Annotated in this window: 13 protein-coding genes; 3 read left to right on the forward strand and 10 right to left on the reverse strand. The window is 39.2% G+C overall.

The features are described from left to right. Positions 1-38: 38 nt before the first annotated feature. Positions 39-2,306 (reverse strand): protein translocase subunit SecDF, encoded by a 2,268-nt coding sequence (gene secDF / locus CRI88_RS07360; protein ID WP_101966519.1) that lies wholly within the window; start codon positions 2,304-2,306, stop codon positions 39-41. A gap of 347 nt (positions 2,307-2,653) precedes the next feature. Further along, positions 2,654-2,962 (reverse strand): post-transcriptional regulator, encoded by a 309-nt coding sequence (locus CRI88_RS07365; protein ID WP_036124425.1) that lies wholly within the window; start codon positions 2,960-2,962, stop codon positions 2,654-2,656. Positions 2,963-3,055: 93 nt separating this feature from the next. Between CRI88_RS07365 and CRI88_RS07370 the strand changes: the two genes are divergently transcribed. Further along, a complete protein-coding gene (locus CRI88_RS07370) occupies positions 3,056-4,573 on the forward strand; it encodes a putative polysaccharide biosynthesis protein (protein ID WP_036124428.1) in 1,518 nt (505 codons plus the stop codon). On the opposite strand, the gene CRI88_RS07375 is transcribed toward CRI88_RS07370, so the two are convergent. Further along, positions 4,570-5,205 carry a DUF421 domain-containing protein gene (locus CRI88_RS07375; RefSeq protein WP_036124431.1) on the reverse strand — a complete coding sequence of 212 codons (636 nt, stop codon included), beginning with the start codon at positions 5,203-5,205 and terminating at the stop codon, positions 4,570-4,572. The two genes, CRI88_RS07370 and CRI88_RS07375, sit on opposite strands and share 4 nt — an antisense overlap. Before the next feature lie 100 nt (positions 5,206-5,305). Here CRI88_RS07375 and CRI88_RS07380 point away from each other — a divergent pair, with 100 nt between their 5' ends. Then, positions 5,306-6,184, forward strand: coding sequence for a polysaccharide deacetylase family protein (locus CRI88_RS07380; protein WP_257982878.1), 879 nt, complete (start codon positions 5,306-5,308; stop codon positions 6,182-6,184). A gap of 74 nt (positions 6,185-6,258) precedes the next feature. Here the strand turns inward: CRI88_RS07380 and yajC are convergent, their stop codons facing one another. Next, a complete protein-coding gene (gene yajC / locus CRI88_RS07385; protein WP_036124438.1) occupies positions 6,259-6,525 on the reverse strand; it encodes a preprotein translocase subunit YajC in 267 nt (88 codons plus the stop codon). 598 nt (positions 6,526-7,123) lie between these two features. Between yajC and CRI88_RS22755 the strand changes: the two genes are divergently transcribed. Next, entirely contained in the window at positions 7,124-7,246 is a 123-nt protein-coding gene (locus CRI88_RS22755) for a hypothetical protein (RefSeq protein ID WP_257982879.1), read from the forward strand. A 23-nt stretch (positions 7,247-7,269) separates the two neighbouring features. On the opposite strand, the gene tgt is transcribed toward CRI88_RS22755, so the two are convergent. The 6 genes from tgt to CRI88_RS23135 form a co-directional block, all read right to left on the reverse strand. Further along, the gene (gene tgt, locus CRI88_RS07390; RefSeq protein ID WP_036124159.1) at positions 7,270-8,415 is read right to left on the reverse strand and encodes a tRNA guanosine(34) transglycosylase Tgt; all 1,146 of its coding nucleotides are present in this window, start codon (positions 8,413-8,415) and stop codon (positions 7,270-7,272) included. Between the two features lie 56 nt (positions 8,416-8,471). Then, positions 8,472-9,512 carry a tRNA preQ1(34) S-adenosylmethionine ribosyltransferase-isomerase QueA gene (gene queA, locus CRI88_RS07395; RefSeq protein ID WP_036124157.1) on the reverse strand — a complete coding sequence of 347 codons (1,041 nt, stop codon included), beginning with the start codon at positions 9,510-9,512 and terminating at the stop codon, positions 8,472-8,474. A gap of 16 nt (positions 9,513-9,528) precedes the next feature. Then, a complete protein-coding gene (ruvB, locus tag CRI88_RS07400; RefSeq protein WP_036124152.1) occupies positions 9,529-10,533 on the reverse strand; it encodes a Holliday junction branch migration DNA helicase RuvB in 1,005 nt (334 codons plus the stop codon). An 18-nt stretch (positions 10,534-10,551) separates the two neighbouring features. After that, positions 10,552-11,172 carry a Holliday junction branch migration protein RuvA gene (ruvA, locus tag CRI88_RS07405; RefSeq protein WP_058843999.1) on the reverse strand — a complete coding sequence of 207 codons (621 nt, stop codon included), beginning with the start codon at positions 11,170-11,172 and terminating at the stop codon, positions 10,552-10,554. Between the two features lie 112 nt (positions 11,173-11,284). Then, positions 11,285-12,163, reverse strand: coding sequence for a phosphotransferase (locus CRI88_RS07410; RefSeq protein ID WP_308221982.1), 879 nt, complete (start codon positions 12,161-12,163; stop codon positions 11,285-11,287). After that, entirely contained in the window at positions 12,153-13,181 is a 1,029-nt protein-coding gene (locus CRI88_RS23135; RefSeq protein WP_101966521.1) for a LysM peptidoglycan-binding domain-containing protein, read from the reverse strand. Before CRI88_RS23135 ends, CRI88_RS07410 begins: the two co-directional genes overlap by 11 nt. Positions 13,182-13,210 lie beyond the last annotated feature (29 nt).

Consider the following 13,210-nt stretch of genomic DNA (forward strand, 5'->3'; position numbering starts at 1 on the left):
ATAGAAAACGAATCGTTTTCTATTCCCTGCTTACTAAATTATACTGTAGGTTCGTCAGTTCCCCATTGTTTTTTCTCTTTCTTGAGTAGCTTTCCATCTGATTTTTTCATTTCACGAATTTTTAATGAATACCAGATTTGAGCGGCGATACAGATAGAAGAATACATACCTGTAATTAAACCAATCAATAAAGCGATAGAGAAGTTTTGAATAGATGGTGCACCAAAAATTAATAGGGATACAACAACGATAATAACAGTTAACACTGTATTAACAGAACGTCCCATCGTTTGGCGTAGCGATTTATTCACAATATTTGCCAATATTTCACGGTCATTAATGGTATCATATCGATCTAAGTTTTCACGCATACGGTCAAAGGTAACGATTGTATCATTAATAGAATAACCAACAATTGTTAAAACAGCCGCAATAAACGTAATATCTACCTCTAAACGCATGAAACTAAACACAGCAACAATTAAGAATACATCATGCAGAAGCGAAACAATTGCCCCGACCCCCATGCGCCATTCAAAGCGAATCGCCACATAAATGATAATACCTAGTGCTGCAAGAGATAATGCCTTAATGGCATTTTTCACAAGTTCCTTACCAACAGTAGGAGATACTGTACTTACAGTAGGTTTATGACCATATTCCTCAGTTGTTTCTTTTTGGAATTTTAAAATATCTGCTTGAGATAAATCGGTTTTATAACGTACAACCGCTGAGGTACTCTTTTCTCCTGAAAGAACTACATCTTCCGAAGGGAAGCCGATACTATCAACATATTTTTCCACTGCTTCTTTTGTTAATGTTTGATCTGCTTCAATTTGAATACGTGTACCACTTGAGAAATCAATACCAAGGTTTAGACGGAAAATACCAAGAACAACTAAACCAGCCACTAAAATAGCTAATGAGAATGTATAGAATTTCTTACGATTGTGTACAAAGTCAAAGCGATCAAATTTCGTTGATAAATCTAATGCACCAATATTTTCATCCAGACTATGTTGTTTTGATTTCGCAATACCATACCAGGCTGGATTATTGAAATAGCCACTGTTCACAAGTAAACCTAATAGTACACGTGAGCCCCACACTGCTGTTAAGAAGCTCAATAAAATACTAATGATTAATGTTGTAGCGAATCCTTTAACAGAGCTTGTCCCAAAGTAGAATAGTACACCTGCTGCTAATAATGTAGTTAGCTGTGCATCAACAATGGCTGATAAAGATTGTTTAGAGCCTAGTAGGAAGGCTTGCTTCGCTGAGTAGCCGACACGTAATTCTTCTCGAATACGTTCTGCTGCTAAAATATTGGCATCTACTGCCATTCCTATACCAAGCACAATGGCTGCTATACCAGGAAGCGTTAAGACTGCATTAATCCAATCAAATACAACCAGTACTAGGAATGTAAATACACCAAGTGTGATGATCGAAATAAAGCCTGGTAAACGATAGTAGAATAGCATAAATAAGAAAATGATTACTACGCCAACAATACCAGCGAAAATAGTGCTTTTCAGTGCTTCATCACCAAATTGAGCACCCACAGAAGTTGAATAAATTTCATCAAGTTTAACAGGTAATGCCCCTGCATTTAAAATACCTGATAGATTTTTTGTTTCTTCAACAGAGAAATTACCACTTATCATTACATCTGTTGTATTTAATGTTTGAGAAACTGTTGCTGCAGATGCATAGCGAGGCTTCGCTTTCTGTGATTCCGCTTTATAAGAATCAACACCCTCTTCGAAGTCTAACCATACAACCAATAAATTTTGTCCTGCGGGTTTCGCAGCAATCTTACTTGTTACATCAGCAAATTTTTTCGCATCTTTTAATTTTAGCGAAACAATTGGGCGATTTTGTTGGTCAAAGGAAGCACTTGCTCCATTTTCTTTTAGATCATCTCCATCTAATAATAAATTATCATCAACATCACGGAATGTTAAATTCGCAGAAGTAGACAATAACTTACGTGCAGATTCTTGATCTTCAACACCTGCTAATTGCACACGGATTCGGTTTTCTCCCTCAACTTGAATGCTAGGTTCACTTACCCCAATAGCATTTACACGGTTGCCAAGAGCTGTTGCCGTAGCAGTGACAATTTCAGGTGTAATTTTTTGACCATCTTTTAATTCATTTACCTCGTAAAGTACTTCAAACCCGCCCTGTAAGTCAAGACCAAGCTTGATGTCCTTTAAGACGCCGTTTACAGTCGTACTAATTCCTGCTGCGAAAAGCACTAGAATTAATAGGAATGCAACTATACGACTTTTTAGTTTCATCAATAAATCCTCCTCGAATTGGTGTAAGGGCTGTCCTTACACGCCAAACAAGTAACTAGCAATACCTTTTGAAACGTTTAATCCTCCTTTTCCTTTAGAATCGTGTTACCTGTGCCTCAAAAAGGTTGCTCTACTTATTCAATCGTTCATAACGCGCAAGTTTATCTTTGTATTATTAGGTACTAGCCTTCCAAATGCAAGTAAAAGAGCATTCAAGACTTATGTAAGTAAAAACTTATTCAAAATAAAAACAGCGCAACACACTTATTATGAAACAGGTTGCGCTTGGTGTCAATTCAACACATTTAGGATTCTTTGAAATATTGTAAAATTTGACACATCCTTGATTACGTTCTAACTGGACCAAGCAGTAATTGTAATTCTTCCATACCTACTTCTTCAAACCAATTATTACTTTGTAAAAACTCTACTTGATTAAATGAGACAATATCAGATGGTGATACCGCAAAAATGGTCGCAATCACCTCATGTAAACGTAGCTGTTCGATTTTCTTTTTACGCCATTTTTTTTCAATACAGTAGCGCCAAAGTTCTTCCGCCGTAATGGCATCATATTGATAATGTTTGAACTCTGCCATCTTACTATCAATTGCCGGACGGATTTTTTCAAATAGTTGCTCATATTGCATACTCATTTTGAATCATCTCCAATCAAAGTCGTAACGTAAGACATGTTTGCATACAAATAGTGTAAATGAATTTTTGCGGCTTGAGAAGGGACGGATGGCATGAGTTCTTTTGTAAGAGGTACATTATTTTTAATGTTCGTGATTTTTTTATCTAAACTTTTTGGCTTCTTTTATAGAATGCAATTTATGCGTATTGCTGGTGAAGAGGCTGTCGGCATTTATATGACCGTCTATCCAGCATTTATTTTCTTTATCTCACTCATTCAACTTGGACTACCTATCGCTGTAGCTAAAATCGTGGCAGAATTACTAGCAAAAAATAAGCGCGAAAACATCTTTGGTGTCATGCGTACGGCCATTCTTTGGTCATTCATAGGTATGATCATTTTTATGCCACTCGTTGCACTCACAATACCATATATTTCGACGACGCTCTTACATAATGAACAGACAACATTTACGCTATGGATTGCACTCTTTGCTGTACCTGTGTCCGTTGGATCTGGGTTATTACGTGCTTATTTACAGGGTGTAGCTAAAATTACCCCAACTGCTTGGGCTCAAATGATTGAGCAAATTGTCCGAATTAGCTTCATTACGTTAATGCTGCCTTATGTGGCTAATTACAATAATGCAGCTGTTACTGCTGCTGCTGCAATGGGTATTACACTTCTTGCTGAGGTTGTAGCATTCCTCTATTTATGGCTACATTATATCGTTTCGAAAAAGAGACTATTGACGCGTAAAACTAAAATCGAAGGCTACCCTGCATCACCTATGCTACGTATTGCCCTTCCCTCTGCGGGCAGTAAGCTGTTTGGTTCTTTCACTTGGTTTTTAGAACCGATTATCTTTTTAAAAGCTTTGACAGTTGCAGGTTTAACCGCTTCTGCTGCTACTATTTTATATGGTGTCATCTCTGGTGTTTTAGTACCCTTACTATTGTTTCCAGCTTTTGTATCAACAGCCTTATCCATTGTACTAATTCCAGCTGTGAGTGATGCCGTCGCTCGACAGCACATCCCGCTGTTACAAGAGCGAATTTCGGTCTCCCTAAGATTATCTTCCTTAGTAGGCTGCTTTGCTGCTACGTATTTCTTTGTACATGGTGATGAATTAGCTATGAAGCTCTTCCATCTAGAAGAAAATCGAGGGTACGTTAAAATTTTAGCACCAATTTTTTATTTTTATTATATTCAAAGCCCACTCCATTCTATCTTACAAGCGATTGGTGAAGCTAAAGCTGCTATGATGAACTCCATCTATGGTGGACTCGGTAAATTATTTGTGATGTTTGTACTAGCCTCTCAACCTGGCATTCAGGAAAAAGGAGCCGTCGTAGCTATTGGCTTTGGTGTTTTACTGACGTCCTTCCTGCATATCGCAACTGTTAGACAAAGAAAAAACCTACGTGCTGGCTTCAGAATGTTTGTCGTACCTTATAGTTGCTTTATTGCCGTTTGTGTCGCACAGTATTTTCTTATTCCAATCTTATCACTACCATTTATTTTGAGCAGTGGTGTTACATTATTTTTACTGTTTACTTTTTTATTATTTACCAATCAGTTACGAATCACTGATTTCCGCTACATCAAAAAATTAGCGAAGAAGGTTTAAGATTCTTTTAATTGGATGTGGAGCTTATGGTCTTCCCAAATACAAAAAAATACCGTTTCACTGTTTGTTATATTGTTTTTAGCTAGCTCACCCATTAACCAATCCACATCTTTATGCATGGTCAATAAATGTCTTTCTTGAATATCGCCATCGATAATAAGTGGATACACGAAAGCTTTTTCATCTTTTTTATAGATGGAAAGATTGCCTGATGGCTCTAAATAGGCAAATGCCACATCTGTCACTGATGCAACGCCATTTTCTCGTAATTGCTGACATAAATCATCTAAATTATAGCGGTGTTTTCGCATCTCACTCTCTAAAATAACACCATCTTTTACTAATAAAGCTGGGTCACCATCCACTAAATCTCGTATTTTTTTGAACTTTAACGATAAGTAAGCACTTAAAATTTGAATAAAGAGCAAAATAATGATAGGTAGTATGGCATTAAAGAGAGGATTTTTAAAGTCATCTAGCGCAAAAGCAGCAACTTCTGCAATCAATACAAATACAACCAAATCTATGACTGATAATTCTCCTACTTCTCGTTTACCCATTAAACGGAAAACAATGATAATAAACACATATAAAAAACAAGTTCGAAAAATAATATGGTAATATTCTTCCATAAAAACACCCCCATACTATCAAAGTGACCTTACTTATTGTTTTTTATACAATTTTCAAGGAATAGTCTCCACTTGTTCGTACACAATAACAAAGAACAAAATGCTTAACGACTATAAAAACAAACAAGGTGAGAACATGACAAGGAAAATAATTGTTTTCGTTGTTGTTTATATGCTGCTGTTGCTAATAAGCTCCTCCCCTATTTACGGATACCAAGAGCCGGAAATACCGGTTCTTATGTATCATCATTTAGAGGAACATATAAATAATACTACAGTTATTTCACCCGAAAATTTTGAAAATCAAATGAGGGCGCTGAAAGGTGCAGGATATCATACCATTTCTGTTCAGCAATTATATGATTACTTAAATGGGCAAACGCCATTACCTCCAAAGCCTATATTAATTACGTTTGATGATGGGTATTTAAGCAATTATGAAAAAGCATACCCTGTTTTAAAAAAATACGATATGCATGCAGAAATCTTTGTGATTGCAAGCCGAATCCTAGAAAATGATGAAAAAATTCAACAGCCAAAAGAAATTCCAAAGATGAGCTGGGAGCAGTTAAAGGAAATGAAGGATTATATGACAGTTCAGAGTCACACATGGGATTTGCATTATAAATTACCTTCAGAAAACGGTAGGCTAAATGGTGCGGTATATGGACCAGGTTTTGTAGACGGACAACTTGAAAGTTATCATGCATACGAAGAAAGAGTTAGAAATGATTTTATTCGCTCACGAAAAATAATAAAAGAAAAACTTGGCTATGAGCCCATTGCTATTAGCTATCCTTACGGCATTCATTCACCATCCACCATAAAATTAGCAAAAGAAGCTGGTTTTAAGATGGCCTTTGTTATTCAAAATAAACATGTGAAAAGGGGCGATTCTCTGTTTACGTTAAGCAGAATAACTGTAAACGGCAAAGATTCTGGTGAAGTATTGATCCATAAAATAAAAACAGCTAACTAGCCATGAGTTCGCTTCATGTGTAAAAAAAGACTTACAACATAGCTAATGCCCTATTGTAAGCCTTTTCTCTTTTGTTACTGATTGTCATTAACAATTCGCCCAATTGCTTGACGGTCAAATTTCACTCGTACATTGTCAGCGATTTTTAACGTCACTGCTGTGTCCTCAATCGCATCTACGACACCATGTAGACCACCGATTGTAATGACTTTATCTCCACGTTGCAAACTACTTTGCATATTTTGTGTTTCCTGCTGTCTTTTTTTAGCTGGACGGATTAAGATAAACCACATTGCAACGAACATTAATAATATTGGCGCTAATCCTAATAATTGATCCATAATATATCTTGCCCCCTTTCCAAATCTCACTTTTTTAGTATAGACTATTCCACCAATAAAAAGCGATGGACAAGCCAAAAAATTTTCTCAATTACTAATATTTTTTCTATGATTGACATTATTTTGCTAGAAATATTCACTTTTTACAAAGATTTGAATGCTTTTACAAAACGATTGCCATAGTATAAGGACATTAGGCACTGCCTAATGTCCTTTCATAGTGTTGAAAAACAAAACCATCCATAGAATTTATATGAAAGGTGAAAAAGGATTTCCGTTGCAGGCTACTTGCTTTCCTGTGGGCGAGCGCCGAGCTATCCCACGGGAGTCAAGTAGCCTTCCACTCCAATCCATAAAAATGTTTCTGTTTAGCAAAGATCTTCAAATAAAGTGAAGGTATTCATTACTCTTTATGGAGGGTGTTGTCACTCATCACTTCTCCACATTGAAAATAAGAGGCTATCCTTTCTCTAATCATACAAATACGGCTCGTATGAAAGATAAGGAAAAGACATTTTTGCAGAATGGTTGATTGGAGTGGAGCCAGTGTCACTCCTAGGGGATTTAGCGTCATAGAGGAGACCCTGGAGCGAACGCAGTGAGTGAAGCGGCTCATCTGACGCCCCCTGGAAAGGACGCTGGTGGAACGGAAATCAACCCCTTGCCTTACAAAATTGCTTATTATGCCGTTGACATTACCTTTTTTATTTCGATTCAGTAACATAAAATGAAAGGCGTAATGGCTTAAAAGTTCTTAGCATTTGGCCCATTGAAGCCATATTTTTCAAAGAATTCTTCTCGGAAATCACCAAGGCGGTCTTGACGAATGGCTTCACGCACTTGTTCCATCAGCTTCAATAGGAAATGTAGATTATGATAAGACGTTAAACGAATACCAAACGTTTCTTCCGTACGGATAAGGTGTCGAACATAAGCACGAGAATAGTTTTTACATGTATAGCAATCACAATTCGGATCAATTGGACCAAAATCACGTGCATACTTAGCATTTTTCACCACTAGACGGCCTTCAGATGTCATTAGTGTACCATTACGCGCAATACGTGTTGGCAGCACACAGTCAAACATATCAATCCCACGAATTGCTCCATCAATTAAAGAATCTGGTGAGCCAACCCCCATTAAATAACGTGGTTTATTTTCAGGCATCATTGGCGTCGTAAATTCTAACACTCGGTTCATCACATCTTTCGGTTCACCAACAGATAATCCACCAATTGCGTAGCCTGGGAAATCTAATTCCACTAATGCTTCTGCTGAACGACGGCGTAAATCCTCATACTCTCCGCCTTGGATGATCCCAAACAAACCTTGCTCCTCTGGACGCTTATGCGCTTCTTTACAGCGTTTTGCCCAACGTGTTGTACGATCAACTGATTGCAGCATATAATCATGTGTCGCAGGAAATGGTGGACATTCATCGAACGCCATCATAATGTCAGACCCTAAATCATTTTGAATTTCCATTGCTTTTTCAGGGCTTAAAAATAGCTTATCTCCATTAAGGTGATTACGGAAATGAACGCCTTCCTCCTCAATTTTACGGAATTGACTTAGGGAGAACACTTGGAAACCACCTGAATCCGTTAAAATAGGACGATCCCAGTTCATAAATTTATGGAGTCCGCCTGCTTCCTTGACAATATCATTGCCTGGACGAAGCCATAAATGGTACGTATTGGACAAAATGATCCCAGCATTCATTTCTTTTAATTCCTCTGGCGACATCGTTTTAACAGTTGCTTGTGTGCCCACTGGCATGAATGCTGGTGTTTCAAAGGAGCCATGTGGTGTATGGACGATGCCAAGACGTGCTCCTGTTTGTTTACAAGTATGAAGTAATTCATATCGAATTGCTGGTTGTGTCATAAACTAAAAATCCTCTCTTATCTGAAGTAAAAACAGTACTTCGATTATATCCACTATTATTTTTTCGGACGTATAAACATCGCATCTCCAAAACTAAAGAAGCGATATTTTTCCTCCACTGCTTGCTGATAGGCACTTAAAATAGTTTCTCGAGTAGCTAGCGTACTAACAAGCATGACAAGTGTTGATTTCGGTAAATGGAAGTTTGTAATTAACCCATCCACCACCGTAAAGTTGTAGCCTGGATAAATGAAAATAGACGTCCAACCTTGTTCTGCTCGCACTTCCCCCTCATATTTAGAGCCAATTGTCTCCAATGTACGTGTAGAGGTTGTCCCAACAGCTATGACCTTGCCGCCGTTTTGCTTAACACGATTAATCGTATCTGCCGCTTGTTCGGTCACACTATAGAATTCAGCGTGCATTTCATGGTTTTCAATCGAATCCACACTAACAGGACGGAAAGTGCCGAGACCCACATGTAGCGTGATAAAGACCACTTCTACACCTTTCGCTTTTACCTGCTCTAATAATTGCTCCGTGAAATGCAGTCCCGCTGTTGGTGCTGCAGCTGAGCCACGTTCTTTGGCATAAACCGTTTGGTAACGATCCTTGTCCTCAAGTTTTTCACGAATATATGGAGGCAACGGCATTTCACCAAGTTGCTCTAATATTTCATAAAAGATGCCATCATAATGAAAGTCAAATGTACGTCCGCCATGTTCAAGCTCTCCTGTACAAGTAGCTGTTAATAAACCTTCACCAAATGTGATAACAGTTCCTACTTTTACACGCTTAGCTGGTTTTACAAGTGTTTCCCACTCATCTGTACCAGCTAATTGCTTTAATAACAATACTTCTATATGTGCACCTGTTTCCTCTTTCACACCCATTAAGCGAGCAGGTAAGACTCTTGTATCATTTAATACGAGACAATCTCCAGCATGTAGCTCATCTAAAACGTGAGCAAAATGGTGGTGCTCTACTTTAGTAGCGCCAGGTGTAACAACCATTAAGCGGCTCGCAGTACGATCAATTAATGGCGTTTGAGCAATAAGCTCCTCTGGTAATTCAAAATCAAAATCTTCTACACGCATGAAAAAACTTCCTTCTTTATGTTTGTTGTGGATACTCATATCCAAAATGTTCGTAGGCTAAATGTGTGGCAACTCTTCCCCGTGGTGTACGTTGAATAAGGCCAATTTGCATCAAATAAGGTTCATATACATCCTCTATCGTAACCCGTTCCTCACCAATCGATGCCGCAAGCGTATCTAAGCCCACTGGACCGCCTTGGAAGCGCTCAATCATGTTCGTTACAAGTTTATGGTCGATATGATCAAGCCCTCTAGGATCAACTTGTAACAGCTCTAGCGCTTGCTGTGCAAGACCCTCCGTTATCATACCATCTCCAAGCACTTGTGCATAATCTCGTACTCGTTTTAATAGACGATTCGCAATTCGAGGTGTTCCGCGTGAGCGTCTCGCCATTTCCATTGCCGCTACTTGCTCAATTTTCACCTCAAATAAATGAGCACTTCGCACCACAATTTCAGCAAGTGAACGATCATCATAATATTCTAAGCGTAGTAACACACCAAAGCGATCCCTTAAAGGGGCTGATAAGGCGCCAGCTCTTGTTGTAGCACCTACAAGGGTAAAGGGAGGTAAATCAAGGCGTACAGAACGTGCTTCTGGACCTTTCCCCACCACAATATCTAAACAGAAGTCCTCCATTGCTGGATATAGCACTTCTTCAATGGCACGGGAGAGTCGATGAATTTCATCTATAAATAAAACGTCCCCAGGCTCAAGTGAACTTAAAATAGCTGCTAAATCCCCTGGGCGCTCAATTGCAGGGCCACTCGTCATGCGTACATTGACATTCATCTCATTCGCAATAACAGCAGCTAATGTCGTTTTACCAAGTCCCGGAGGTCCATATAACAGCACATGGTCTAAACTTTCTTGGCGAAGCTTTGCCGCTTCAATGAATATTTGTAAGTTTTCCTTCACTTTATGTTGCCCAATATACTGCGTTAATTTTTGAGGGCGTAAAGATAATTCAAACTGCTCATCATAGCTACCTGCCTCACTTGCCATCATACGTTCAGACATGCACCTTCCCTCCTTTCCTTATTTTATTTTTAGCAATAGTTGCAATGCTTGTTTCATAAAGGCATCTGTCGTTTCCAGCTTGTCGTTGTCCTCAAGCTGTGGACGAATTTTTTCGAGCTCTTTTTCAGAATAACCAAGTGCCATTAACGCCAGTATAGCTTCTTCTAGCTCATGCTTATAAGGATTCACACCAAACAATGGTAGCTCATGTTCTGCACTAGGAAGCTCCAATGTATCTAATAACGAACCTAGCTTGCCCTTCAAATCAAGAATCATTTGACGTGCCGTTTTTTTCCCAACCCCAGGGAACTTCACTAAAAACGCTTCGTCCTCCCGCTCAATGGCACTAATAACCTGTTGCGGATTCCCAGTAGCTAAAATCGCTAGAGCCCCCTTTGGCCCTATGCCAGATACTAATATTAGCTTTCGAAATAGCTCACGTTGATCTAGATTAGGGAAACCATATAAAACTTGTGCATCCTCTCGTACATGCAAATGAACATATATCTGTTGCTCTAGGGCTGATGTGCGGAATGCAAACGGATTGGGCGTATGAAGTTGCCAGCCAATACCTTGTTGTTCTAATACTATAAACTCAGGTGTAATACGAGTTACTTGTCCTTTTAAATAATCATACATCTATAATCCCTCACAATCATCGTCTTCGATTATAGCATATAGCGAACGAATGCTCGACAAAAAGTAGTGGCAAAAGTGCTGTTGCCAAACAAAAATGACCGCCAAATGACGGTCATTTTTTAACAAATCTATCAATATCGTACCACAGTTTTGGCCAATAGGTGAGGGCTCGTTTTGTGAATGGCACTAAATAATCTAAAAATACTAGCTGTTGCTCTAGTGGTAAATCCACTGCAAAAAGCCATTCTCGTAATAGCTCATTCGGATATTTCAAACGATGGAGCTTTCTTTTATCCAGTCGTTTCAGCTCAGGTAATTCGGCAAAAATTTTCCCAAGATCATAATCAACAGCAGGTAATACACGATGCAACCATAAAATATATTCATCATCTGCTTCGCCAAGATGTGCTAAATCAAAATCAATTAAACGTAATTGTCCATCAGAGCACCATAAAAAATTATGATGAACCACATCCCCATGTAATAGTGTGATTTCTTTTTCAGGCGCATCCTCTAATGCAATCAGTTGTAAAGATTTATCACTATAATGCACAATTTGATCAATTTCTTCTTTTGTTAAAAAAGCTCGAAACTCATTTCTTCTACTTTTAAAACGCATATGACGCATTTGCCATTTTAAAAGCTGCGAGTAGGTATGCAAGCCTGGCACTCGCTGCCAAGCTATTTTTTTATGTGTATCATGTAAAGCTATTAATAATTTAAGAGATTCTTCGCGATCTTTTTTATATGCAAAGTTAGCACCATGGCTTCCTTCTTGCCATACTTGCACAATTAACTGCTCATCATCACTCTGGACCAATGGTAAGATCAGAGAAGGCTCCATGCGTCCTAACTGGCGATGAATTGCTCTCACCTTCTCTGCAATTTCCACTTGCTTCGCTCGTTTGACAAAATAATGATTCGATTCATACTTATATTTCCAAATGTTTGACTTTAACTCTTCTACAATATACGCTTTTTCACCATCGATAAGGCGTCATCCCGCCTGGGAAATAGTGCGGTGACATCCATTGTCCCCCTGCTGGTGGGCACGGCGGTGGACAATGTGTCGGACATGGTGGTGGCGGACAATGACAAGGATCCATTTGCCATGTAGGCATCATCATTGGTTGTTGATGACAGCCACAGGATTGACCCATGTTCATATCAGGCATCATCATTGGCTGTGTACCACAGCCACAAGATTGACCCATATTCATATCCATTTGTGGCTTCATTTGCTGATCCTGTGTATGGAAGAATGGTGATGTAGACTCTAAAAAGTCTTCCATCCCACCTACTTTATGATCTGGCATGTCACAAGACATTGGCTGTTGTGGCATCGTATAATGCTCGACCTGAGGTTGCATTGGCATCATCGGCCACCACATTTGATGATAGATCGGTTGATGACAACTTGAGCAATGTGGGACAGCAGGCATTTGTGGCATGATATGCATCGGTGGCTGTGGCGCTGGTTGTGGCATTGGCTTCGGTTGAGCTACAGGTGGTGGTGTAGGTGCTGGCGGTGGTGGTGGCTGTATTTGTACAGGTGGTATTGTAACATTTTGCTCCATTTGTGGCATCACCAATTGTTGGTGCCAATTCATTTCCACAGGCTGCGGTACCCACATCGGTTGTTGTGGCATTTGCATAGGCATTGGCATCGGTATTGGAATCGGAATCATTTGTGGTTCTGGCATTGGCATAGGAGCTGGTGGTGGCGGTACAATAGGCGGCGGTGGTGGCATCGGTCGCTGTACCTCTTTTTTAGGACTTTCCTTCGGTGCCTCCTTATGCACTTGTGTTTCCTTTTTCGGCATTTCTTTATGTGATTCTCTATGCGGCTCTTTGTTTATTTTTTCAGGCAATATAATTTCCATACCTGGAACAATATAATCTGGGTTGGCAAGATGGACATTGAGCCGCTTCAAATCTTCAAACGAAATGCCGTACTCTTTCGCAATCTTCCACAAGGTGTCTCCCTTTTGAACAATATGAATACGCAATTTTTTCCTCCCTTCCTCTCTACGTATCA

Source organism: Lysinibacillus fusiformis (assembly GCF_002845985.1).
Taxonomy (GTDB): domain Bacteria; phylum Bacillota; class Bacilli; order Bacillales_A; family Planococcaceae; genus Lysinibacillus; species Lysinibacillus fusiformis_D.